A 24262-nucleotide genomic window follows, 5' to 3' on the forward strand; every position below is an offset into this window, starting at 1 on the left:
AATGATGTCGTTGCCGTCGACGGCTTTGGTCCCGGGATTGCTTCTGCTCGCCCAATTGTTGCCGGCAGGCGCTCGCGCCGAGACGACCTCGGCACCGAAAACGGTCGACGCTCGTCACGCTGCGGTCGAAGCGCTGCCACCGCGAGCCCCCGATGCGGGTTCGCGTTATCGCGCCCTGATTGAAAAGGAGGCCGCGCAGGCCGGTCTCGCGCCCGAGATCGCCGAGGCAGTGATGGCTGTGGAGAGCGGGTATAATCCCCGGGCCGTCGGCGGGGTCGGCGAAGTCGGCTTGATGCAAATCCTGCCCTCGACGGCACGCATGCTCGGTTTCTCCGGCACGCTGGCCGATCTGGCCGTGCCCGAGATCAACATCCATTACGGTGTCGTCTATCTTGCGAAGGCCTGGCGCCTCGCCGGTGGCGACCTCTGTACCGCCGCGATGAAATATCGCGCCGGCCATGGCGAAACGCGCTTCTCATTCCTTTCGGTGAACTACTGCATGGCGGTGCGTTCCAAGCTCACCGCTCGCGGCTTTCGCGTGACTGGCAGTGTTCCCGTGCCGACGTTTGGCGAGCCGGCTCCATCGGGCCGCGGCTGCGGGCGGAAATGTCTGGGCCTGTCGCGAACGGGCACGGTGAATATTGTTGCGCTCAACACCCAGCTCAGCGCGCTCGTTGCGCAGGCGCGGGCAGGGCGATAGGGGCCGTGCGCACGAACGGATTGTCCGGGGTGAGCCAGTTCGCGCCCACTCTTTGGAAGAGGAGATCGCGATGCGGCTGGTAGCGCCTTCGTTCGTTCTGACAGCCTGTCTCCTGTCACAAGCCGTGGCCGAAGAGCAGGTCAACGTTCTTCCGCCGATCGTAATCGGAAACAGCGCCCCCAAAATCGCTCCTGATGGCCGCATGTCGGCCTCGCCCACCGGCAGCCGCGCGCCGGCCTTGCCCGACAGATGCGTAGAGGTGGAAATCGGTTCCAGCCGATCGATGGACTGTCTCAACCAGAAGCTCAGGAGGGAGGTCGATCGAGTCAATCCGAGCATCAATCTGCCGCCCATCGATGCCAGATCGCCTGATCCCAAGCTCGGGGTCGTCAACATCCCCGGTGTTCAGCAGCAATATGGCCGGAACTTCGGAGTTTCCGTCACTCCCTACCGGCCGCCGCCGCCGGTGTTCTCCTCGCCGATCGGGCATCGATGAAGGGATCCAAGGCCTGTTAGCGGAATCGTGCTCCGAGAGCGTCTCAGCTCTCGCGACGGTTTGCTGACGAAGCAATCAGATTCCCACGGCGGAGCTGCTTTGGATGCTTCGCGAAGCTGTCACCGGGGCCCGGCGCAGTCATGAAATCTGCTATTCCCGGGGTGGACTTGAACGACTATAGGGTCCGCATGTTATCTCACCGCTTTTCCGTGGCCCCCATGATGCGATCCACCATTGACGTGGATCAATCGCGACGCTTGCCGGCGGCGCCCAGCTACGCATGGCCGAGCAGCTGACCTGATGCAGCTGTGGCGACGCAGTCGTTTCGGAACTCGGTGATCGAAGACCAGGACCAGCCAGTTGCAATGCGGTGGGCGCTATGATGCTTCAGTTTCTCGTCGGCACGCTTGTTAGCCTGGTCGGTATCGGGCTGCACGCACTGGTGACCGTCGTCGCGGTCGGTATAGCCCGCAGCGCAGGTTTGCGTCACACGACGCGGCCGGGATCGCACTTGATGGGCGTGATGATGGCCACCGCCGTGGTGCTGATGGTCGCGCACACACTCGAAGTCCTCGTGTGGGCTGCGACTTACGGCATTGTCGGCGCGGCAAGTGTCGAAAACGGACTGCTCTATTTTGCCTTCGTCAATTATACAACTCTCGGCTACGGTGATGTCACGCCCGTTCGCGAGTGGCGGCTCATTGGCCCACTGACAGCTATGAACGGGGTGCTGCTGTTTGGATGGTCGGCGGCCGTGCTGTTCGAGGTCCTGCGCAAGACGCTCGACCATCTCGAAGCCGTCAAGGCATCTGGACCGGTTCGGGGGTAATCCGAGCGCCGCAACGGAGCGGCGTGGATGATGTGACGGGATCGGGACTCATCGCCGATTTCCTGTTCGGCTTGGGCGATCTGTTCGTGATCATCAACCCGTACGGGCTCGCTTTCATGGCGCGGCTGTTCGGCGAGGAAGCACCGGTGACGAAACTGTCAGCATTCCTGCTGCTTTGCATGGGCGTTCAAATCATCGTCACCGGCGTATTGGAGGTCGCGCGATCTCTATCGACGACGCGTCACGCGCCGTCTAGTAGACGCTGATCCGGGTGCAAGTCGAACCAAGATCAAGGCTGCAGATCGAGGCTGGCGAGCTGGTTCCGGTCGAGCAACACGATCTGCCGTTGGGTGTTGCCGATGAAGCCGAGGATGCCGAGTTCGTGCAGGCGCGACAGAGCGCGTGAGACGGTCTCCAGCGTCAGGCCGAGATAATCGGCAATATCGCGTCGCGACATCGGGAGCGCGATGACGCCCGCGGCCGTCAGCCGCTTGTCCATTTCGAGCAGGAACGCCGCGACCCGCTCCAGCGAGGTCTTGCGGCCGAGCAACAGCATGTGGTCTTCCGCATGCTGGAGGTTGTTCGTGGTCATGCTGAGCAGGTTTCTGGCTACCATGGCATCGCTCTCGGCCACCGTTTCAAGACTTTGCCGCTTGATCAGGCGCACCGTGGTGTCGATGACCGCTTCCGTCGTGAATCGATGCTCCCCACCGTTCTCGAGCCCAAAGATGTCGCCGATGAGGTGGAATGCGCCGATCTGGCGGCGACCATCGGACAACAGCTTGTAGCTTCGCACCGCGCCTGCCTTGACCTGATAGACATATTCGGCGGGCTCTTTCTCACCGTAAATCTCGGTGCCTTTTCTGTACGAAAATTCGCTTAAACTGACGAGCGCATTTGAATCGCTGGTCATGCCGAGGTCACGGAGGGAATTGGGACGCAGTGCGGAATCGGTTGTGATGCGAACAAACATAGGCCAAGTCCTCAGCTCATCGCCGAATTTGGTCCGTTCGACGAGAATTTTCGCTGCTGGGAATGCGCCGCGCTGTCCCGCTCCCGCCGGGTTGATTTACGCCCAAGGCAGTATTTCAATCCATTGTCCCTAGGTTCATTGTACCAAGGGACAGCTTCTGGCGCTTGGTGCGCAGAATGAGAAAGCGCTGCCGCTGCGGGGATTTGGCTCATTGCAAGCAGATATTTCGGTTCTCAAACTGTTGAAGCTGACTTTGTCGAGCGAGAGGACGTCAATGGTCCTCGCTGGAACTGGGCGAGAGGTTGAAGGTGCCGGGTCTCGTTCACGTGGTTGATGACGACGAGTCCTTTCGGACCGCGATCGCACGGCGTCTGAAGCTCGCGGGCTATGAGGTCGCGACCTATGCGTCGGCGCTGGAGTTGGAGGAGTCTGCGCTGGATCCCGAGCAGGCCGGATGCATTCTGCTCGACGTGCGCATACCAGGATTGAGCGGCCCCGATTTGCAGGCGCGATTGATCGCGTCCGGCTCGACGCTGCCGATCATCTTCCTGACGGGGCATGCAGACACGCCGACTACCGTGCGGGCGATCAAGGCAGGTGCGGAAGACTTTCTGACCAAGCCGATATCCTCCGAGCAGTTGATCGATGCGATCGAGCGCGCTCTGGCGGGCCAGCGGACGGCGCGCGCCCAGCGCAGCAAGCTGGAGACGTTTCGGACTCATCTGGCCACGCTGACGCAACGCGAGGGACAGGTGTTCAATCTGATCGTGCGCGGCCGGATCAACAAGCAGATTGCGCATGAACTCGGGACGACCGAACGCACCGTGAAAGCTCACCGCCATCAGGTGATGGAGAAGATGCAGGTTCATTCGCTTGCGGAACTCGTTTCGATCGCGGAACGGCTCGGAATGCTCGGTACGAACGAGCATTAGCTGCTTCGTCACCGCAAGCCCGGTTCCCACGGTGTGATTGCCCTAAAGGACAATATCGAGGCGTGTTGACAGTGCACGGCGAGGCGTGCGCAATGATGCACAGGCGCCGGGTCGGCAACGCAAAGCAAGCGTGTGCAGTATCCCACCGCCGTCACAGCGCTCGCAGTTCGTTCATCTCCCGAAAGGCAGATCGCCTTGCCGCTATGCCCGTCCGTTTTTGTCGTCGATGACGATCAGTCCATGCGGACCAGCCTGAGCAGGTTGCTGCGTGGGCACGGTTTCGACGCCACGCTGTTCGACTCCGCGAGGGCCTTGCTCCAGCACGGCAAATTCTACACCGCGATCTGCATCGTCCTCGACATCAATCTTGGTGGAAAATCCGGCATCGACGTACGGCGAAGACTGGCTGGAGCAGGGCGTCGCCGCACCGGTTATCTACATTACCGGCAACGACAGCCCCGCGAACCGCGCTGCGGCGCTTGGGTCCGGCTGCATCGCCTATCTGATCAAGCCCTTTACGGGCGAGTCACTGATCGAGTCCGTCGAACGCGCCGGCATCTCGTAAGATCGACACCGGCCGCTATTCGTCGATATGCTGCTCGAGCGTCCTGGCTGGCGTTCCCCTGTGAGCGGAGGCGAATTGCGCCAGCGGAATGGAAGTCGTCATGGCCAGGAGGTTCGAATCGACGAGTTCGAGCGTCAGGGTTTTGCCGGACTCCATCTCCCTGATGATCTTCGGCGCCGCCACATCGGCAGCGATGCACAGATTGGTGAGACACCAGGTATAGGGCAGGCGGAAGGGCGCGCCCTGGTCGACGCTCAACCTCGGTGAGTGTTGCAGGTACATGCCGACAGGCACGAACAGTTGCAGCCGGGCCGTGGCGGCGTCTTCGCGTTCGATCAGATCGACGCGCACGGCCGTCTGTCCGGTCGCGAATTGGCCGGTGATCGAGGTCCGGCACAGCGTGGGCGCGCCGCCGGCCTTGAAGCAGAGCTTCTGCCAACCGCCGTAGCTGATGTCCTTTGCTTCACGCTGACCACGTGTGGCGACTTCGGCCGCCGGCTTCTCGCCCTGGGCGCCCTTCGGTGCGGCATGGCCGGGCGCTGCCGTGGCGCCGGCGATGGTGATAAGCAGAAGAATGGCAAGGCAGTCGCGGGCATTGGGCATGATTTCACCTACGGATCTGGCATCTATTTCAGCGCGTCGAGGAACGTCGTTACCAGTGGCGACCAGAGCGGGATGGCATCCCTCGAGCCGATGAAGAAATGGCCCTCATTGCCGAACGGCGGCATCAGGTGATACTCGGCCCGGCCGCCGGCGGCGGTGAAAGCCGTATGCATGCGCTTCGACAGTTCGGGGCCGAAGAAAGTGTCGTTCTCGATATAGATCCACAGCATCGGCACACGCGATGTGCGGCCGAAATCCGCGGTGGCCTCAACCAGCCTGTCGGGGCCGCAGTTGTTGTTCGGCTTGCCGCCGACGCGTCCACCACGACCCGCAGCGAAGGTGATGATGGCTTTCACCTGCGGCGGGTTCATGCTCGACAAGGCGATCGAGGCCCAGCCACCGGCGGACTGCCCGATCACGATCACGTCCTTGGGGATGATGCGCTTCTCGGCGGCCAGATAGTCGATGATATCGAGGTCGACCTTGGCGACCGCGAGCCCGGCGTCATGGAAATTGGGATTGCTGCACTTGCCGATCTTGGAGAAGAACGGTCCGTAGATCGCGCGCTCCGGAATGTCGATGGCGGCTGCGCCATAGCCGGAGCCGACCGGCGCCACCACGAGGTAGCCACGCCGTGCGAACCATTGGGCGGCGTCGCGGAATTCGACCAGCGGAAAGAAGCTGCGGTCGGTCGGGTTGAGCGAGACGCCGTGATTCATGATCACGAGCGGGAAGGGGCCGTCGCCGACAGGACGCACCAGATAGGCGAACATCGGAAGCGGTAGTGGCAGCGCCCATATCTCTTCCTGGATGCGGACGTCATCCGCCGCGCGCGCGGCCGCGGCGAAGGCGACCCACGCGAACAATACGGTCGCGAAACATCCCAGCACCGATCTGGCCGGTCGCCGCATCACGGATCTCCGTCATCCGCTGTAGGTTGCCGCTACGATGATCGGCCCGAGCACCGTGAGCACCACGTTTCCGACCGCATAGGGCACGGCGACGCCGAGGACCGGGGTCTGGCTTTCGGCCACCTCGCACGCGCCGGTCACCGCGGCATCGACGGTCATGGCGCCCGCCAGTGCGCCGCAGGTCACGACCGGGTTCATGCGCAGCACATAGAATGCAAACAGCGTCGCGACGATCAGCGGCACGAGCGTGATGACGAGACCCATGCCGACCAGAAGCAGCCCGTGGGCCTGGATCGCGGCCCAGGCCGCAGCGCCATTGCCGAGCCCGATCGCCGCGATGAAGCCGCCGAGTCCGAGATCGCTCAGGGTCTGTTGCGCCGCCGGCGGCAATGCGCCCATGGTCGGCTTGCGCGACCGTAGCCAGCCGCAGACGAGGCCCGCGATCAGCGCGCCGCCGCCACCGCCAAGCGTGAGCGCGACGCCGCCGATCCTGAAGCTGACGAGCCCCGCGAGCAGGCCGGCGGCGATGCCGGCGGCAAGAAAGGCGATGTCGGCGCGATCACCCGACCGCAGGATCTGGCCGATGGCCTTTGCTGCACGTTCGATATTGCGCGTGCTGCCGACCAGCGTCATGACGTCGCCGACATAGATCCGAGTGTCCGCGCTCAAGGGAACCTCGCGGCCCATACGGGTGAGGGCGCGTAGAAAAACGCCCCGGGCGTCGGTGCCGACACGCGCCGCGATCTCCTGGATCGAGCGGCCGTGGAGATGGCGATTGTCCACGAGCACCTCCAGCACGTTGCCCGGGACGGCCTTCAAGATTTCGTCGGCGTCGATCTCGGTGCCGATGATCGGCTTGGCGGCGACGATGACCGCGGTCCGGCCGGCGATGACGATGTCGTCGCCGGCCTCGAGCACGGTCTCCAAACGTGGCTCGATGTCCGCGCCTTGGCGGACGATGCGCTCGACGACCGTGCGGCTGCCAAGTTCCTCCTCGATCGACTTGACGGTGCGCCCGGCGCCCGCGGTCACGCGATAGGCGCGGGCCTGGAACTTGCGATAAGAGAGATTTTCGGTTTTCGGCGGTTCGCCGCCGGCAAGCTCCGCCTCGAGCTTCTTTGCCTCAGCCTTCAGGTCGATCCGCATCAATTTCGGCGCGACGAAGGGGACGAACAGCAGCGTCAGGATATAGCCGAGCACGTAGGTCACGGCGTAGCCCGCCGCGATGTTCGCCTCCTGCTGGCTCAGCACATCCTTGGGCAGGCCGAGCTGGGCCAATGCGCCTGAGGCGGTGCCGATGACCGACGATTGCGTCAAGGCTCCGGCCGCGATCCCGGAGGCGGTGCCGGGATCGAGCCGGAAGCCGTGGGCAAACAACAGGACGACGACCAGTCCGGTGCCGCCCAGCACCAGCGCCATGGCGACCTGCGCGAGCGTGCGGACGCTCAAGGAGGCGAAGAACTCGGGCCCGGACCGGTAGCCGATGGTGAACACGAACAGGCTGAACAGGATGACGCGGAGCAGCGGCGGGAACGCAAAACTGCCGAGCTGTCCGAGCAGCACGGAAACGATCAGGATGCAGGCTGTGGTCCCGACGGCAAAGCCGCGGATCCGGACTCGGCCGAGGATCGTGCCGATGGCGACGGCCAGCAGCAGAAAGATTTCGGGAGCGGTGGAGATGATCCACCTGACGGTATCCATGTCGCATCTCCCCCGGCGCTTTGCCGAGATCTCAGTCGGGAAATCGCGGGCATTGCTTGATCCAGATCAAGCCCTGCGAGCGGCAAGGCACCGCCTATCGGATGATGCGGAATTCGCGACAGCCGGCATCATCAACATGAGCGCTCTCGACCTCGCGGCCGGCGCCATCCGCCGCGACGAAACCGTGGAGATCGTCCTGCTGCTCGCCTTCGTCGGCGGCTATATCGACGCCTATACCTGGATCGTCCACGGCGTCATGGCGAATGCCCAGACGGCTAACCTGATCTTCCTCTGGGTTTATGCGACGGCCGGCGACTGGACGAAGGCGTTTCACTTCGTGCCGCCGCTTCTCGCCTTTGCCGCCGGTATCGCGATTGCCGCATGGCTGCGCCGCGCTGCGGGCGAGCGGGCCAGCGCAATCAGCACCCTGCTCGAGATATTGCTGCTGATCGCGATCAGCATCCTGCACAACAGGCTGCCGGATCTGGCTGGAACGCTCGGCATCTCGTTCGTCGCCGCGATGCAGACCGCGATCTTCACCAGGGTCGAGGGCGTTGTTTGCAGCACGGTGATGATCACGGGCAACATGCGCCAGGCGATCGAGGCTGTCTTTTTGGCCGCCGCCGGAGGCGCGCCGCTGGGGACGCTGCGTCGGTCGGGCATCTTCTTCGCCTTGTGCGCCGTGTTCGGCTTGGGCGCCGCGCTGGGCGCCTTCGCCACCAAGGCTATTCCGGACCTCGCGCTCGGCATTCCCGTGGTCGCGCTGTTGGTCGTCTTGCTGCGCTGCGAAGCGTCGCATCAGAGGGCGGTCCAATGAGTGCGCCGTCCGAACCTGGATGGATACGGTTCTTCCCGCCGGCCGGCTGGCTTGGCGCCTACCGGCGAGAGTGGTTTTCCTCCGACGCCGTCGCTGGTGTCACGCTGGCTGCTTACGCCATCCCGGTCTCGCTCGCCTATGCCGCGCTGGCCGGCCTGCCGCCTCAGATCGGCGTCTACGGCTATATGCTCGGCGGCCTCGGCTACGCGCTGTTGGGGGCGTCGCGGCAACTTGCGATCGGGCCGACCTCGGCGATCTCCCTGATGATCGCGGGCACCGCCGGCGCGCTGGCCGGAGGCGATGCGATCCGCTATGCGCAGATCGCGAGCCTTACGGCCTTTGCAGTGGCGGTGCTGTGCTTCATCGCGTGGTTGTTCAAGCTGAGCGTGCTGGTCCGCCTCGTCAGCGACAGCATCCTGGTCGGCTTCAAGGCCGGTGCCGGGCTCACGATCATCATGAGTCAGCTGCCGAGCCTGCTCGGCGTTGCCGGCGGCGGCCACAATTTCTTCGATCGGGCCATCAAGCTGGTCGGGCAGCTCGGGACCGTCAACCTGCTCGTGCTCGCGGTTGGCGCTGTCGCGCTCTTGCTGCTCCTGTTTGGCGAGCGGCTCCTTCCGGGAAAGCCGGTCGGCATCACCATCGTCGCGCTCGCGATCGGGACGGCGACGCTGATCGGCCTGCCGGCGCTCGGCGTGCCCGTCACCGGGAAGATACCGGAAGGGCTGCCGGCCCTCGGCGTTCCGACGCTCGGCCTGCTGGACTTCGACGATCTCTTCCCGCTCGCCGCAGGGTGTATCCTGCTGGCCTATATCGAGGGCGTTTCGGCCGCGCGCAGCTTCGCCGCCAAGCACGGCTATTCCCTCGATGTTCGGCAGGAGTTCCTGGGGCTGGGCGCCGCGAACCTCGTCGTCGCCTTCGGCCATGGCTATCCGGTTGCCGGCGGGCTGTCGCAATCAGCCGTCAATGACAGCGCCGGCGCACAGACGCCGCTCGCTTTGGTGATCTGCTCGGTGACGCTCGGGCTGTGCCTTCTGTTCTTCACGGCACTGTTGACCAACCTGCCCAAGGCCGTGCTTGCAGCCATCGTCTTTGCCGCCGTCTACAAGCTCGTCGACGTTCGCGCGCTGGTGCGGATGTGGCAGGTCAGCCGGATCGACTTCTACGCCGCAACAATTGCGCTGGTCTCCGTGCTATTGCTCGGAATCCTGCAAGGCGTGCTGCTGGCGTCGATCGCTTCGATCCTTTTGCTGCTGGCCCGTGCCTCGCGGCCAAACGTCGCGTTTCTCGGCCGCTTGCCCGGCAGCGGCCGTTATTCGGACAGTTCAAGGCACGCGGACGTCGAGCCCTTGATCGGCGTCATCGCGTTCCGGCCCGAAGCCTCGCTGCTCTACATCAACGCCGAGACGATCCTCGAAACCGTCCTGATCGCGCTTCGGCGCTCGCCCGAGATCCGGCTGGTGGTCTGCGACCTCTCGGCCTCGCCCTATATCGACCTCGCCGGCGCGGGCATGCTGCACGACCTCTACGACGAGCTCGCCGCGCGAAAGGTCATTTTCTCCATCGTCGGCGCGCACGCGCAGCTCCGCGACCTCTTGCGGGCGGAAGGGCTGGCGGAGAGGACGAATAGCACCCAGTGGCTACGATCGCTCGACAGCGTTCTCGGCGACGAGCAGGCCGTGACGGCGCAGCGGACGGCCTGAGCGGGCGTGTTGCAATGCGAATGACCGCTGCGGCCGACGGTCTCGCCAGAATGCGTCCGACCGTTGACTTGGATCAATGGAGCCAGCGGCGCCGAACTCACGATCACGCTCAGCTTCGCCCCAACTGGCATCAAATGACCATCGAGTGACCATCAAGGCACCGCCGAGGATCGGGAGAGACACATGTCCAAGGACACCAAGCCGGCGCAAAAGCGGATCGATCAGTTCTTTTCCGGGCCCGGCGCGCGGGCCGATGACTGGCGCGACCTCGTGGAGGCCGCGAAGGCGTGGGCTCGCGTCGGCAATCGGGCGGTCTACGATGCGGCACTGGCCGATCTCTCGGTGACGGAGGAGTTCTACGGCTATCCCGGGCTGCAGCTGATGGCGGCACTGCGGGAAGCGGCCTCCGCAGGCGATGGGGCAACGACGCTCGCCCTTGCGACGCGGATTACCCAGGCCCTGACGACACGATCCTTCCGCCAGCATGCCGGCGACTGGAGCGCGAAGGATGATGGTAATGGCGACGCGCCCGAGCTGGTGCCACCGACGTTCGGTGCGCATACGGCACGCCGGCCCTATTTCGAAACCCTGATCGTGACTGGCGTATCATCAAGTCAGTGGCCGGCGCTCGCCGCCGAATGGCGCAAGTTGCGGCGCCCAATCGATGGCTTCATCTATGAGCCTGTCATCGTCGGCAGCCTGGAAGATGCATTCTGCGCGACCATGCTCAATCCCAATATCGCGGCCGTCATCATCAACGAAGGCTTCGGGCTGCGCTCGCGCCACAATGCACCCGTGCTGCGCTCGATCACGGCTTCGGCCGGCCTCAACGACGAGTCCGACGCCTCTGCGCTCCGGCTCGCCCAGATCATCAAGCGCGTCCGTCCCGAGCTCGACCTCTACATGATCTCGAACCGCGACGTCGAGGAGTTGGCTGGAAACCCTGAAGCCAACGTCGTTCGTCGCATCTTCTACTCCGTCGAGGAGCTTCTCGAGCTGCATCTGTCCATCCTCGAAGGCATTCAGGATCGCTACGACACCCCGTTCTTCGACAATCTGAAGAAATATGCGCAGCGTCCGATCGGCACGTTCCATGCGTTGCCGATCGCCCGCGGAAAGTCGATCTTCAAGTCCGACTGGATCCGCGACATGGGCGAATTCTACGGGCCGAACCTGTTCCTGGCCGAGAGCAGCGCCACCACGGGCGGCCTCGACAGCATGCTGGAGCCGACCGGCAACATCAAGAAGGCGCAGGAGAAAGCGGCGAGGGCGCTCGGCGCTGACCGCGTCTTCTTCGTCACCAACGGCACGTCGACATCGAACAAGATGGCGGTGCAGGCGCTGCTCGCGCCGGGCGACATCGCGATCGTCGATCGCAACTGCCACAAGTCGCACCACTATGGAATGGTTCTGGCGGGTGCGCAGCCGCTCTATGTCGAAGCCTTCCCGATGACGGAATACTCGATGTACGGCGCCGTGCCGTTGAAGACGATCAAACAGGCGCTGCTCGGCGCCAGGGCCGACGGCCGGCTCGACCGCGTCAAGATGATCGACCTCACCAACTGCACCTTCGACGGCCACATCTACAACACCCGCCGGGTGATGGAGGAATGTCTCGCTATCAAGCCGGACCTGATCTTCCTCTGGGACGAGGCCTGGTTCGGCTTCGCGCGTTTCTCGCCGTTCCTGCGCCGCCGCACCGCCATGGGGGCGGCCAACGAGATCGAGGCGTGGATGCACGACCCGAAGTCGGTCGCGGCCTATGAGAAGCAGCAGGCCGAGCTCGGCAAGAACCCGTCGGACGAGATGCTGCTCAAGACCCGGCTGATTCCCGATCCCAGGCAGATCCGCCTGCGCGTCTACCAGACCAACTCGACCCACAAGTCGATGTCGGCGATCCGGCAGGGCTCCATGCTCTCGGTCAAGGACGTCGAATTCCACACGGTCGAGCAGCAGTTCAAGGAGGCCGTGTTCACCCACGCTTCCACCAGCCCGAACCAGCAACTCATCGCCAGCCTCGATATCTCCAGGCGGCAGATGGAGCTGGAAGGTTACGGCCTCGTGGCCAATGCGATGGAGATCGCGCTTGCCATTCGCCAGGCGGTCAACAACAACCCGCTGATCTCGAAATATTTCCGCATCCTCGGCGCCGACGCCATGGTGCCAGCCCAGTATCGCCAGAGCGGCTTTACCGATTATCTCGCCGCGGGCGTGAATTGGGTCAACACCCTCAACAGCCTGGATGAGGACGAGTTCTGCCTCGATCCGACCCGTATGACATTGGTGTGCGGCATGGCCGGTTATGACGGCACCCAGTTCAAGGGTATCCTCGCCAATGAGTATAACATCCAGGTCAACAAGACCTCGCGCAACTCGGTCCTGGTCCAGTCCAACATCAACAACACCCGCAGCGACGTCGCGCATCTCATCCGCGTCCTCGCCGAGATCGCGGGCGAGGTCGATCGCGGGTTGGCGCAGGGCGGCGTCAATGCGAAGAAGACCTTCGAGGCACGGGTCAAGAGCCTGATGACCGACGTACCTGATCTGCCCAACTTCTCGCATTTCCACCCGAGCTTCCGCGGCGATGCCGGCAGCAAGACCAATGAAGGCGACATTCGCAGCGGCTTTTACGCGGCCTACGACGTGGCGGGTTGCGAGCACATCCGCCTCAACGATCCCGAGATCGATCGCCGGCTCAAGTCGGGACCAGAGCTCGTCTCGGCCAATTTCGTGATCCCGTATCCGCCGGGCTTCCCGATCATGGTGCCCGGTCAGGTCATCACGCAGGAGACCATCGACTTCATGCGCAAGCTCGATGTGAAGGAGATCCACGGCTACGACGCCAAGGAAGGGCTGAAGCTCGTGCGCTCCGAAGCCTTGGCGAAGATCGGCAAGCCCAGGCCCGCCGCGACGCCGAAGTTGAAAGCGGCATCTTAGAGGGGATCGAACATGCAGGGCTTTTTCACGTTCCTGCAGCAGAATCCGTACCTGCTGCTGTTCTTCGTCGTCGGCCTCGCCGTCTATATCGGCCGGGCCAGCATCAAGGGGTATGGCCTCGGCATGGTTGCCGGCGCCATCGTGGTCGGCGCCGGCGTTTCGGTGTGGTCGTCGACCTACGGCGTGAAGCTCGAGCTGAACAATTTCGCCAAGAGCCTGTTCTACTATCTCTTCATGTATGGCGTCGGCTTGCGTGTCGGGCCGTCCTTCATCAACAGCCTGAAGGGCGACGGCTTGAAGTTCTGCATCCTGGCCGTGGTATCGAGCGTGATCGGATTGGCGCTGGTGGTGATCGGCGCAAAACTGTTCTCGCTTCCGCCAGGCGCAGCCGGTGGCATGCTGGCGGGATCGCAAACCATGTCGGCGGCGATCGGCTCGGCCGAGCAGGCCGTCACGTCGGGCGTCGTCAAGCTGTCCGAGGGAATGAAGCCTGAGGATGCCTCAGGCATGATCGCGCTGTCCTACGGTATCACCTACATCTGGGGCACCGTCGGCATCATCCTGATCTGCAAATACCTGCCGCGCTGGTGGGGCGTCGACGCCAGGGCCGCCGCGAAGCAGTACGAGCGGGAATTCGGCGTCAAGGATCTCGAAGGCGGCGGCCTGACCGGCTATCGTCAGTTCGGTCTGCGGGCCTACCGGCTGGAGAACCCGGCGACGGTCGGCATGAGCATCGCAAAGTTCCGCGCGATAAATCCGGAATACCGGATCGTCAATGTCGGGCGGAACGGCGAGCCGCAAGGCGCGGATGCCGACCTCGTGCTGCAGAAGGGCGACATCGTCGCCCTCGGCGGCTCGACCGAGCACCTCACCGAGAAGATGGGCCTCATCGGTCCGGAGGTCTCGGATGCCAAGACGCTCGGCATTCCCATGGACCAGGCGGACATCCTCATCACCAACAAGGAGATGGTGGGGCGCACCTTCGAGTCCTTCCGTGACACCGCGATCGCCGGCCAGCTGCAGGTCACCAAGGTCGAACGCGGCGGTGTGCAGATTCCGGCCGGTCTCAAGACCAAGCTGGAGCGGATGGACATCGTTTCCGTGGTCGGCTTGAAGTCTGCCGTCAACGAGCTCGGCGAGATGTGGGGCCGCATCGCCAGGTCCAACACCTCGACCGATCTGCTGACGCTGGCTGTCGGCATGATCATCGGCTTCCTGATCGGCAAGATCGAATTCCCGGCATTCGGCGCCAAGGTCGGCCTCGGCAACGCCGGCGGTCTGCTGCTATCGGGTGTGATCGTATCGTCGATCGTGTCGCGTCTGCGATTCTTCGGCAATACGCCGAACGCGGCGCGCAACGTGCTGGAGGATCTCGGCCTCGTGGTCTTCGTGGCCATCGTCGGCGTCAATGCCGGCGCGGGACTGCTGTCGCAGCTCACGGGTGCAGTCGCCTTGAAGATATTCCTGGTCGGCTTCATTGCGTGCACGATCCCGCCGTTCATCGTCTGGGCGATCGGCTACCACGTCTTCAAGATCAACCCGGCCGTGCTGATGGGCGGCGTTGCCGGCGCGCGGTCGCACTCCGGCCCCGCCCGCGAGGCTGCGGTCGAGATCCAGAGCTCCGTGCCCTGGATCGGCTTCCCGGTCGGTTATGCCGTCTCGGGCATCCTGCTCACCGTGTTCGGCTACTTCGCAATGATCCTTGCGCAATGATCAAGAGGGGGAAGAAAGTCATGAAGAAACTTGCCGTTGGCGTCGCCCTGGTTGCCTCGATTGCGGCCCTGACCGGTCTCAGCACGCCGTCGCGTGCCGAGACCGGCGAGGTCGCCGTCGTCTTCACCAAGGGCGGCTTCATCGTCGGTGTCGGGGGCGGCGAGGGCGTTCTGCTCCTCAGGGGCAAGAAATATCCCTTCACCGTCTCCGGCATGAGCGTCGGCCTCACCGTCGGGGCCTCGACCACGAAGTTCGTCGGTCGGGCGCTCAATCTGAAGGGGCCAGCATCCATCGAAGGCTCCTATGCGGTGGGAGGAGCGGGCGGAGCCGTGGCCGCAGGCGCTGGCGCCGTTCAGCTGCAGAACGCCAATGGCGTGATCCTTCAGCTCAGCGGTCCGAGGGTTGGCGCGGAAGTGTCGGCTGCCGTCGGCGGTGTCACGATCCGCCTGAAGTGATCCTGAGGGCAATCAGGGCAATCGGGCTGCCTCACCGACAGCCCTTTTCGCGTCTCAATACCGCTCGGCAACGAAGTTCATCCCCTTCAGGCCGGCCTGGTCGTTGTAGCGGCCCTTCTCGGAGCGCTTCGGCAGCTTGATTTTGTCCTTCTTGATGCGCTTGTAGGGAATTGCGCCAAGGAGATGTGCGATGCAGTTCAGCCGCGCCTTGCGCTTGTCATCGGAGCGGATGATGTACCACGGCGCTTCCTTCGTACTGGTCTGCTTGAGCATCAGATCGCGCGCTCGCGAATAGTCGTACCAGCGCCGGTAGGACTCCAGGTCCATCGGGCTTAGCTTCCATTGCCGCACGGGATCATCGATCCGGGCGTGGAAGCGACGCTCCTGCTCGTCCATTCCGACCTCGAGCCAGATCTTGATCAGGATGATACCGCCGTCGATGACGTATCTCTCCATCTGCGGGCAGAGGGAGAGGAAGCGCTGGTGCTCGGCGGGCGTAGCAAAGCCCATGACATATTCGACGCCGGCGCGGTTGTACCAGCTCCGGTCGAAGATCACGATCTCGCCGCCCGCCGGAAACTGCTCCATGTAGCGCTGGAAGAAGAGCTGTGTCTTTTCGCGGTCCGACGGCGCCGGCAGCGCCACGACGCGGAACACGCGCGGGCTGACCTTCTCGGTGATCGCCTTGATCGTGCCGCCTTTGCCGGCAGCGTCACGGCCTTCGAACACGATGATCACCCGGAGCTTGTTCGCCCGCACGTAGTCCTGGAGGTGACAGAGCTCGACCTGGAGCTTTTCCAGCTCCTTCTCATAGTCCTTCCGCTTCATTCGCTCCGCGGGCGCATCCTTGGCCATGCCGGTCCTCTCGCTGCTGAGCTTGTCAATCGCCCCAGAACTAATCGTCCCAGGAGATGGTCACGCCGATATCGCCGGGCACGCCGCCCGGGAATTCGATGATCTGGTAGGCGATGCGATAGCCGCGCGGTTTCAGATAATCGGTCCAGAGCTGGAAGATCTCCTTGGGGATGCCGGTCAGCGTGGTCTCCCAACCCTTTTCCATCTGGTTGATGGCGCGCCCCCTGTCGGTGCAAAGCGAGTTGGGGAAGCGATAGACCAGCACCTCCGTCAGGCCGTTTCGCACCGCACGCTGGATGATAGTCGAGGCGAGTTTGATCTTCTCCTCTTCGCTCTTGCCGGAGGGTTTGCTGAGCCGCTCGATCAGCGCGCGCTTCTCGGCTTCGACCGCGGCGGCGAGGCGGACATACTCCTCGGCTTTCTCGGCCTCCTTGAGGGCGGCTTCCTTCCGAATCTGGGCGGCGTTGGGGATGAGATCGTCGAGGCCGGGCATGGCTTGCGGCTCCTGATGGTTATCCAATCAGCATCCAGGAAACGCTAGGGTCGGGCGGAGGGTGTTCCCTTGATTCAAATCAAGCAAACCGCGGCCTGCCGAACACAATATCGCACATGCGCATTTGATCGGGAGAGACGCTTTGAGCGACCAGCTTCATCCGATGGCTCCGCACCATTTGCCGTTTTATCTGGCGCCGGGGAGCGGGACCGATACGCTGATGGTTGTGATGGGGCTGTTCCTGATCGGCACCGTGCTCTGGGTCGGTACGCTCTATTGGAAGCTGCACAGCCTGCCCGAGCGGATGGCGCACAAATCACAAAAATTGCAGTTCGAGCTCGTCGCGGTGCTCGGCCTGATCTCGTTGTTCACGCACATGCATATTTTCTGGGTCGCCGGCCTCCTGCTCGCGTTGATCGATCTTCCCGATTTCGGCACCCCGCTGCGTAGCATCGCCGGGTCGGTCGAGAAGATTGCAGAGGCAGCGCCTGCCGCCGGTGGCGAAGAGATCCGGACGGAGGCCGCGACGCCTCCCGCACAGAAGCCGGAAGCCGCAAAGAAGGAGCACAGCCATGTTTGAGCTGATGTTCTGCTCGCTGCTGACGATCCTGCCGGACTATCTCTATCGCCGCTACGCCCAGGGCAAGCGTTTCGGCAAGGAGATCACCTTCTTCTCGGTCTGGTACGAGCTGCGCTGGGGCATCACCGGCTGCCTGATGCTTACGGTGTCGCTGATCACCATGATCTTCTACTTCCATCCTTCGACGTCATCGGCGACGCTCTATTTTCGCACCGTGCCGATCCTGCCCGAAGGCTCCGGCCGCGTTGCCGAGGTCAAGGTTGGCTTCAGCGAGCCGGTGAAGAAGGGCGACGTGCTGTTCACGCTCGACGCCTCGAAGCAGCAGGCCGCGCTCGAAACCGCCAGGCGGAAGGTCGCGGAGGTCGATGCCGCCATGCAGACGGCGCAGGCCGACGTGGTCAAGGCCGAGGCGCAGATCGGGGAGGCGAAGGCGAACTATCAGCAGGCCAAGGACGAGCTCGAGGTCAAGACCGAGCTCCAGCGCCGCAATCCCGGCATCGTTCCGCAGCGTGATATCGACAAGCTCCAGGTTTTGGTCGATCAACGTCAGTCCGGGATCGATGCCGCGAATGCGGCGAAGCAATCCGTATCGATGCAGGTCTCCATCCTGCTGCCGGCGCAGAAGGCCAGCGCGGAGGCCGCGCTCGACCAGGCCCAGGTGGATATCGACAAAACCTTGGTCCGCGCCGGTGTCGATGGGCGCGTCGAGCAATTCCTGATCCGTCCCGGCGACGTCGTCAATCAACTCATGCGGCCCGCAGGCGTTCTCATCCCGGAGGGGGCCGGCCGCAAGATGCTGCAGGCCGGGTTCGGCCAGATCGAGGCACAGGTGATGAAAGAGGGCATGGTGGCGGAAGCGACCTGCATCTCGAGGCCATGGGTGATCATCCCCATGGTGATCACGACAGTCCAGGACTACATCGCGGCCGGACAATTCCGATCCGGGGAGCAATTGGTCGATCCGCAGAACGCCGTCCGCCCCGGCACCATCCTGGTGTTCCTGGAGCCGCTTTACAAGGGTGGCCTCGAAGGCGTGACGCCGGGCAGCAGCTGCGTCGTCAATGCCTATACCAGCAACCACGAGGAGATCTCGGCCAAGGGGACTTCGACCAGCCGCAAGATCGCCTTGCACGTGGTCGACGGTGTCGGCCTGGTGCACGCGCTGCTGCTGCGCATCCAGGCGCTGCTGCTGCCGATCCAGACGCTGGTGCTGAGCGGGCATTGAGCTGTGAAGCCGCCCCCGGGGCCTGTCGCAGCGGTGCAATTCCCGCTAGAATTTCCGCGACAGCAGTTGCTGGAGCTGCAAGGATGGAGCATGAGCGGGCGCACGTCCATCTCCAAGGTCAGGCCAGGGGCCGTGACGGCGCTATACTGTCTCGCGCTGCTTTTCGCCGTGTGCCTGTCCGCCGGGCGAGTTGGTGCAGTCGAGCGGAGTCTCCGCGGCGAGCTGAAGCGCGTCCTGGTATTGCATTCATTCGGCCGTGATTTTCGGCCGTGGAGCGAGTATGCGCGCGACATCAAGGCCAAGCTCGAACGGCAATCGCCCTGGCCACTCGATATACAGGAGCACGCGCTGCTCACCGCGCGCTTCAACAATCCCGGTCCTGAGGCACCTTTCGTCGACTATCTGCAATCGCTGTACCAGGGAGCGATGCCCGACATCGTATTGAGCATCGGCGCGCCTGCGGCCCGGTTTGCGCAGAAATACCGCGGAAGATTATTCCCTGATGTGCCATTGATTCTCTCCGCGGTCGAGCATCGGCTGATCAATCGCGCCGATCTCAGCGACAACGACGTCGTCGTGGCGATCCGCAACGATTTCATGGCGGCGTTCCGCAACGTTCTCCAGATTTTGCCTGACACAAAGTCGATTGTGGTCGTGATCGGTGCCTCGCCGCTCGAGAAGTTCTGGGTGGAGGAGGTCAAGCGGGAACTGCAACCCTTGGGCGAGGAGGTCGAGCTGGTCTGGTACTCGGACTTGTCATTCGACGAAATCCTGAAGCGCGCTTCAAAGCTGCCGCCGCACACCGCGCTGTTCTGGGGGCTGATGTCGGTCGATGCGGCTGGGGTCGTCCACGAGAGCGACATCGCCTTACGCAGCCTGTACGCGGCCGCGAATGCCCCGATCTTCTCCTACCAGGAGCCGTTCTTCGGTGACGGCACTGTCGGGGGACCGATGCATATGATCGCGGAAACGAGTTCCAGGACCGTCAGTGCGGCGATTGGCATTCTCGGCGGCGCGAAACCAGCGAGCATCAGTTACGAGCCGATCGGATTCGCCGCGCCGAGATATGATTGGCGCCAATTGCAGCATTGGGGCATCAGCGAGAGCCGTTTGCCTCCCGGCAGCGAAATCATGTTTCGCGAACAGAGCATCTGGGAGCGCTATCGTTGGCAGATGCTGCTGATCGCGTCCGTCATTCTGGTGCAGGCCGGCCTGATCAGCGGGATGCTGCATGAGCGCCGTCGGCGCCAGATCGCCGAAGTCGAGTCACGCCAGCGTCTGGCCGAGCTCGCTCACGCCAACCGCTATTCGGCCGTTGGCGAGTTGACCACGTCGATCGCCCATGAACTGAACCAGCCGCTCGGCTCCATCCTGACCAACGCCGAGACTGCGGAGCTGATGCTGAAGGCCGCTTCGCCCGACATCGACGAGATCCGGCAGATCCTCGCGGACATCAGGCGCGACGATCAGCGGGCCAGCGAAGTCATTCGCAGGCTACGCAGTATTCTGAAAAAGACGCCGTTCGAGGTCAAGGACATCGAGCTCAACGATATGGTCCGCGAAGCGATCGGCCTTGTGCGGGCCGTCGCCGATGGACGCCGGATCACATTGATCTACACGCCTGTCCTGGCCGACCTGCATGTCAGAGGCGATCCGATCCAGCTTCAGCAGGTCGTTCTCAACCTGATCATCAATGCGATGGATGCGATCTTCGACGCAGATCCCGGAAAACGCCAGGTCAGCGTCTCGACCCTGCGCGTCGGCAACGAAGCGGAGATCCGGGTCTCCGATACTGGTCCCGGGATTGCCGCTTCCGACCTTGCGAACGTGTTCAATCCGTTCTTCACGACCAAGCCCCAGGGTATGGGCATGGGGCTCGCGATCGCCAAAACCATCATCGAGGCCCATCACGGCACGATCTCTGCCGAAAACCAGGCCGCGGGCGGCGCGCTCTTCACGATCCGTCTTCCGATCCTTCACTGATCGCCGGTGTCTTGATTTTGATCAAGCTCACGGGATCGGCGAAGCCGTTTCCTTCTCGCAATTGCGCGATGACCGGGATGGGTGCGCATGTGGGGAGTGTCGGTGGCCATGAGACGCCGTGAGTTCATGTCGCTGGTTGGTGCCGCGGCGGCGTTCCCGGTCTTGGTCCGGGCCCAGGACAGAGCGCCGTTCGTCGGCGTGCTGACCGGCAATGTCGCCGGCGATCCCGGCGCGCAGATGCGTGTCGATGCCTTTCAGCAGGGGCTCACCGATCGTGGCTGGATCGCCAACCAGAACTATCGCCTCGAGGTGCGCTGGCCGGGTCCCAGTCCGGCACGCCAGCAATTGGAGGCGCTCGAGCTCATTGCCGCCGGGCCGGACGTACTGCTTTCGACCAGCACGGGCACGACCCGGACGCTGCGCGATGCCACGCAGCGAATTCCGATCGTCTTCGTCGGGCTCTCCGATCCCGTCGGGACCGGCCTCGTCGCCAATCTGGCGCGGCCGACCGGCAATCTCACCGGCTTCTCGCTCTATGAGCACTCGATGAGCGGGAAATGGCTCGGTCTGCTGAAGGATATGGTGCCGGGGATGAGCCACGCGGCGCTGCTGTTCAATCCGGAATCGTCGCCCTATGCGCCGTTCTATCTTCAGGCGGCGCACCAGATGGAAAACCGGCTCGGTCTCAAGGTCACCGGTGCCAGTGTCCGGAGTGGGGCCGAGATCGCGGCGGCCATCGAGACCGCGACACGCGACGGCGGCGGCCTCGTCGTGCTCCCTGATGGCGGCTTCTTCGGGACCCAGAGCGCGATGACGATCGCACTGCTGGCGCAGCGCCGCGTGCCCGCGATCTTCGCGGTCCGCTTCTACGCGGTGAACGGTGGGCTGATGTCCTATGGCGCCGATCTCACCCAGCAATTTCGCGACGGCGCCGGCTACGTCGATCGCGTCCTGCGCGGCGCCGAGATTCGGTCGCTTCCGGTGCAGTTCGCCACCAGGTTCGAGCTCGTCATCAACATGAAGACGGCCGATGCCCTCGGCCTGACGGTGCCGGGCCGGCTTCTGATGGACGCCGAACTGATCGAATGACGCATGGCTCTCGCGCTGCAGCAGCCACGAGGGCCTCGTTTCGTTGATCTCGATCAACAAACGTCTGCGTCCCGGCCCGATCGTCCCACCCTGGAAGTGCAAGGGAGGATGCAATGTTTCGCTGCGGCAAGACCCTGATGGTGCTTGCGGTCGTCATGGCGACATCGTTCGCCGCAACGGCGCAAACCAACACGACGCCTGCGGCCCCGACTCCGCAAGCGCAGCCGGCTCCTCCGCCTGCGCCGACGGCCGAGCTTCTGAAGCCGGAGCAGCTCGAGGCCTTGGTGGCGCCGATCGCACTGTATCCAGACGAGCTCCTTGCCAATGTGCTTGCCGCCTCAACCTATCCGTTGGAGGTGGTGCAGGCCGACCGCTGGCTAAAGGAGCGCAAGACCCTGAAGGGCGATGCGCTGAAGACGGAGGTCGAGAAGCAGGCCTGGGACGACAGCATCAAGGCGCTGGCCAGCACTGCCGATGTCCTGACCATGATGAGCGATCAGCTCGACTGGACCAAGAAGCTCGGCGATGCCTTTCTCGCCCAGCAGCCTGACGTGATGGATGCGATCCAGCGCTTGCGCAACAAGGCCTATGACAACAAGAAGCTGGTCACGACCAAGCAGCAGAAGGTCAGTGTCCAGTCGCAGGAAGGCAAGCAGGTCGTTGTGATCCAGCAGGCCAATCCCGCGGAGATGTACGTGCCGTATTACGATCCGGCGACGGTCTATGGCAGCTGGCCCTATGCGGAGTATCCGCCGTATTATTGGGGCTACCCGTCCTACATCGGCGCCGGCGTGGTTGCGGCGGGCCTCGCTTTCGGCACGGCTTGGGCGATCGGGCGCTGGGGCAATTACTGGGGCGGCGGCTGCAATTGGGGCAACCGCAATGTCTACGTCAATCATCGCACCACCAACATCGGTAACGGCTGGCAGCATAATCCGGCGCATCGCGGTGGCGTGCGCTACAACAACAGCAACGTTCAGCAGCGTTTCGGCAACAACAACCTGAAGGCCGGCGTGTCGGACCGGATGGATTTCCGCGGCCGTGACGGCAACCAGGTGCTGCGTCCCAACCAAGGTGCTGGAGACCGGGCCGGCGATCGCGCCGGTGACCGTGCTGGTGATCGTGGTGGTCCCGGTGATCGGGCGGGAGATCGTGCGGGTGATCGTGCCGGCAACCGCGGCGATCGGCCCGGCGGTGGCGATCGCGCTGGAGCTGCCGATCGTGCCAAGGGCGGCGGCGACCGTGCCAAGGCCGCCAACCGCGCCGGCGGCGGCGCGGCAGCCAACCGTGGTGGCGGCAATCGCGGCGGTGCGATGAACGTCTCCTCCGGCCGCTCGGCCGCGGCGGCGTCCGCGCGCGGACGATCCAGCATGGCAAGCATGCCGCGCGGTGGCGGCGGCGGACCGAGCATGGCCGGCCGCGGCGGCGGTGGCGGAATGGCAATGCGGGGCGGTGGCGGTGGCGGATTCCGCGGAGGCGGCGGTGGCGGCTTCCGTGGCGGTGGCGGCGGTGGCCGGCGCTCCGATATCGCGTTGAAGCATGACATCGTCCTGCTCGGTCATCTCGCGAACGGCCTCGGCTATTATCGCTTCAGCTACATCGGCGGCGACAAGGCCTATGTCGGCGTCATGGCGCAGGAGGTCGAGCAGGTGATGCCTGCCGCCGTGACCCGCGGCAGCGATGGATATCTGCGGGTTCGCTACGAAAAACTCGGACTGACATTCCGCAGCTATGGCGACTGGCTCGCCGGCGGCGCGAAGATCCCTGCGGAGGTGACGCCATGACCGGCTCGAAATCATTCCGTCGCGCGATGTTGCCGGGACTCGTGGCGCTGGCGCTGCTCGGCTCAGCATCGCAGGCGCAGCAATCCTTCAAGACGCCGGAAGATGCAGCGGCCGCGCTTGCCGCCGCGGTCAAGATCGGACCAGACGATATCCTGAAAGTGCTGGGCCGCGCCGCAGACGACATCGTCTCGTCCGGCGACGAGATCGCCGACAACGACATCCGCCAGCGCTTCACGTCGATGTATGACGCCAAGCACGGCATCAAGGCGGAGGGCAACAAGACGGCGACCCTGATGCTGGGGCCCGATGACTTCCCGTTCCCGATTCCGCTGGTCAATACCAAGGCCGGCTGGGAGTTCGACACCGACGAGGGACGCATCGAGGTGCTGCGCCGTCGCATCGGCCGTAACGAGCTCGACGCGATCCAGACCGCGCTCGCCTTTGTCGACGCGCAGAACGAATACGCCGACAGGGACCGCGGTGAGGGCGCCGGCGTCTATGCGCAGCGCATCGTCTCATCGCCCGGCAAGAAGGACGGCTTGTTCTGGCGCGACGACAGCGACCCGAGCCCGCTTGGCGCGCTGGCGGCCGAGGCCTCGAAGGAGGGCTATCGCGCGGGCGACGTCGGACCTGCGCCCTATCACGGCTACTATTTCCGCATCCTCAAGGGGCAGGGCCGCGATGCGCCCGGCGGCGCGCTCGACTATGTGGTCAAGGGCAAGATGATTGGTGGTTTCGCCCTGATCGCGTGGCCCGCGGAGTACGGCAATTCGGGCATCATGACCTTCCTGGTCAATCACGCTGGCACCGTCTACCAGAAGGATCTTGGCAAGCGCACGGCGTTTGTCGCCGAGCGCACCACGCTGTTCGATCCCGATGAGACTTGGAAGAAGGTCGATGCCGCAAAACCCTGAATGGCGC

Annotated in this window: 23 protein-coding genes and 1 pseudogene; 18 read left to right on the top strand and 6 right to left on the bottom strand. The window is 63.8% G+C overall.

Annotated features, from left to right (window positions below; translation table 11 throughout):
* The first annotated feature begins 4 nt into the window (after nucleotides 1–4).
* From A3AS_RS0123040 to A3AS_RS0123055, 4 genes are all read left to right on the top strand, one after another.
* Nucleotides 5–700 carry a transglycosylase SLT domain-containing protein gene (locus A3AS_RS0123040; protein ID WP_084674894.1) on the top strand — a complete coding sequence of 232 codons (696 nt, stop codon included), beginning with the start codon at nucleotides 5–7 and terminating at the stop codon, nucleotides 698–700.
* 70 nt (nucleotides 701–770) lie between these two features.
* Complete coding sequence (locus tag A3AS_RS49175; protein ID WP_245283261.1) at nucleotides 771–1196, top strand: hypothetical protein; 426 nt, start codon at nucleotides 771–773, stop codon at nucleotides 1194–1196.
* A gap of 379 nt (nucleotides 1197–1575) precedes the next feature.
* Entirely contained in the window at nucleotides 1576–2025 is a 450-nt protein-coding gene (locus A3AS_RS0123050; RefSeq protein ID WP_018319924.1) for a potassium channel family protein, read from the top strand.
* Between the two features lie 23 nt (nucleotides 2026–2048).
* A complete protein-coding gene (locus A3AS_RS0123055) occupies nucleotides 2049–2291 on the top strand; it encodes a hypothetical protein (protein ID WP_018319925.1) in 243 nt (80 codons plus the stop codon).
* A 23-nt stretch (nucleotides 2292–2314) separates the two neighbouring features.
* Here A3AS_RS0123055 and A3AS_RS0123060 read toward each other — a convergent pair whose 3' ends face one another.
* Nucleotides 2315–2998: a helix-turn-helix domain-containing protein gene (locus A3AS_RS0123060; protein ID WP_018319926.1), complete on the bottom strand. Its 684-nt coding sequence runs from the start codon at nucleotides 2996–2998 to the stop codon at nucleotides 2315–2317.
* A gap of 308 nt (nucleotides 2999–3306) precedes the next feature.
* On the opposite strand from A3AS_RS0123060, the gene A3AS_RS0123065 reads away from it, so the two are divergent.
* The 3 genes and pseudogenes from A3AS_RS0123065 to A3AS_RS50110 all read left to right on the top strand — a co-directional run bounded on the left by A3AS_RS0123065 (nucleotide 3307) and on the right by A3AS_RS50110 (nucleotide 4495).
* Nucleotides 3307–3930: a response regulator transcription factor gene (locus tag A3AS_RS0123065; protein ID WP_026202278.1), complete on the top strand. Its 624-nt coding sequence runs from the start codon at nucleotides 3307–3309 to the stop codon at nucleotides 3928–3930.
* Nucleotides 3931–4170: 240 nt separating this feature from the next.
* Nucleotides 4171–4278: pseudogene (locus A3AS_RS50105) on the top strand (response regulator); the annotation flags it as partial.
* 19 nt (nucleotides 4279–4297) lie between these two features.
* Entirely contained in the window at nucleotides 4298–4495 is a 198-nt protein-coding gene (locus A3AS_RS50110; RefSeq protein ID WP_371260708.1) for a hypothetical protein, read from the top strand.
* 15 nt (nucleotides 4496–4510) lie between these two features.
* On the opposite strand, the gene A3AS_RS0123075 is transcribed toward A3AS_RS50110, so the two are convergent.
* From A3AS_RS0123075 to A3AS_RS0123085, 3 genes are read right to left on the bottom strand one after another with little or no spacing between them, the layout of a single operon-like run.
* Nucleotides 4511–5098, bottom strand: a complete 588-nt coding sequence (locus tag A3AS_RS0123075; protein ID WP_018319928.1) for an invasion associated locus B family protein — start codon at nucleotides 5096–5098, stop codon at nucleotides 4511–4513.
* A 23-nt stretch (nucleotides 5099–5121) separates the two neighbouring features.
* Nucleotides 5122–6009, bottom strand: coding sequence for a S9 family peptidase (locus tag A3AS_RS0123080; RefSeq protein ID WP_026202279.1), 888 nt, complete (start codon nucleotides 6007–6009; stop codon nucleotides 5122–5124).
* A 12-nt stretch (nucleotides 6010–6021) separates the two neighbouring features.
* Complete coding sequence (locus A3AS_RS0123085; protein ID WP_018319930.1) at nucleotides 6022–7710, bottom strand: aspartate:alanine exchanger family transporter; 1689 nt, start codon at nucleotides 7708–7710, stop codon at nucleotides 6022–6024.
* A 136-nt stretch (nucleotides 7711–7846) separates the two neighbouring features.
* Between A3AS_RS0123085 and A3AS_RS0123090 the strand changes: the two genes are divergently transcribed.
* The 5 genes from A3AS_RS0123090 to A3AS_RS0123110 all read left to right on the top strand — a co-directional run bounded on the left by A3AS_RS0123090 (nucleotide 7847) and on the right by A3AS_RS0123110 (nucleotide 15332).
* Entirely contained in the window at nucleotides 7847–8527 is a 681-nt protein-coding gene (locus A3AS_RS0123090) for a YoaK family protein (RefSeq protein WP_026202280.1), read from the top strand.
* On the top strand, nucleotides 8524–10227 hold the full coding sequence (locus tag A3AS_RS0123095) for a SulP family inorganic anion transporter (protein ID WP_018319932.1): 1704 nt from the start codon (nucleotides 8524–8526) through the stop codon (nucleotides 10225–10227). The genes A3AS_RS0123090 and A3AS_RS0123095 overlap by 4 nt, the downstream gene beginning before the upstream one ends.
* 183 nt (nucleotides 10228–10410) lie before the next feature.
* Nucleotides 10411–13164: a decarboxylase gene (locus A3AS_RS0123100; protein ID WP_018319933.1), complete on the top strand. Its 2754-nt coding sequence runs from the start codon at nucleotides 10411–10413 to the stop codon at nucleotides 13162–13164.
* A gap of 12 nt (nucleotides 13165–13176) precedes the next feature.
* Nucleotides 13177–14877 (top strand): aspartate:alanine exchanger family transporter, encoded by a 1701-nt coding sequence (locus tag A3AS_RS0123105; RefSeq protein WP_018319934.1) that lies wholly within the window; start codon nucleotides 13177–13179, stop codon nucleotides 14875–14877.
* 20 nt (nucleotides 14878–14897) lie between these two features.
* On the top strand, nucleotides 14898–15332 hold the full coding sequence (locus tag A3AS_RS0123110; RefSeq protein ID WP_026202281.1) for a hypothetical protein: 435 nt from the start codon (nucleotides 14898–14900) through the stop codon (nucleotides 15330–15332).
* A 54-nt stretch (nucleotides 15333–15386) separates the two neighbouring features.
* Here A3AS_RS0123110 and ppk2 read toward each other — a convergent pair whose 3' ends face one another.
* Nucleotides 15387–16187, bottom strand: a complete 801-nt coding sequence (ppk2, locus tag A3AS_RS0123115; RefSeq protein ID WP_018319936.1) for a polyphosphate kinase 2 — start codon at nucleotides 16185–16187, stop codon at nucleotides 15387–15389.
* Nucleotides 16188–16227: 40 nt separating this feature from the next.
* The gene (locus tag A3AS_RS0123120; RefSeq protein WP_018319937.1) at nucleotides 16228–16680 is read right to left on the bottom strand and encodes a hypothetical protein; all 453 of its coding nucleotides are present in this window, start codon (nucleotides 16678–16680) and stop codon (nucleotides 16228–16230) included.
* A 163-nt stretch (nucleotides 16681–16843) separates the two neighbouring features.
* On the opposite strand from A3AS_RS0123120, the gene A3AS_RS0123125 reads away from it, so the two are divergent.
* The 6 genes from A3AS_RS0123125 (at nucleotide 16844) to A3AS_RS0123150 (ending at nucleotide 24255) form a co-directional block, all read left to right on the top strand.
* Nucleotides 16844–17260 carry a hypothetical protein gene (locus A3AS_RS0123125; RefSeq protein WP_049814962.1) on the top strand — a complete coding sequence of 139 codons (417 nt, stop codon included), beginning with the start codon at nucleotides 16844–16846 and terminating at the stop codon, nucleotides 17258–17260.
* Nucleotides 17253–18485 (top strand): HlyD family secretion protein, encoded by a 1233-nt coding sequence (locus tag A3AS_RS0123130; RefSeq protein WP_018319939.1) that lies wholly within the window; start codon nucleotides 17253–17255, stop codon nucleotides 18483–18485. Before A3AS_RS0123125 ends, A3AS_RS0123130 begins: the two co-directional genes overlap by 8 nt.
* Before the next feature lie 90 nt (nucleotides 18486–18575).
* Nucleotides 18576–20468 (top strand): HAMP domain-containing sensor histidine kinase, encoded by a 1893-nt coding sequence (locus tag A3AS_RS0123135; RefSeq protein ID WP_049814963.1) that lies wholly within the window; start codon nucleotides 18576–18578, stop codon nucleotides 20466–20468.
* Nucleotides 20469–20576: 108 nt separating this feature from the next.
* Entirely contained in the window at nucleotides 20577–21557 is a 981-nt protein-coding gene (locus A3AS_RS0123140) for an ABC transporter substrate-binding protein (RefSeq protein ID WP_026202282.1), read from the top strand.
* 113 nt (nucleotides 21558–21670) lie between these two features.
* Nucleotides 21671–23341 (top strand): DUF3300 domain-containing protein, encoded by a 1671-nt coding sequence (locus A3AS_RS0123145; protein WP_018319942.1) that lies wholly within the window; start codon nucleotides 21671–21673, stop codon nucleotides 23339–23341.
* Nucleotides 23338–24255, top strand: coding sequence for a DUF2950 domain-containing protein (locus A3AS_RS0123150; RefSeq protein WP_018319943.1), 918 nt, complete (start codon nucleotides 23338–23340; stop codon nucleotides 24253–24255). Before A3AS_RS0123145 ends, A3AS_RS0123150 begins: the two co-directional genes overlap by 4 nt.
* The last annotated feature ends 7 nt before the right edge of the window (nucleotides 24256–24262 follow it).

This window comes from Bradyrhizobium sp. WSM2793 (assembly GCF_000379585.1).
GTDB lineage: Bacteria > Pseudomonadota > Alphaproteobacteria > Rhizobiales > Xanthobacteraceae > Bradyrhizobium.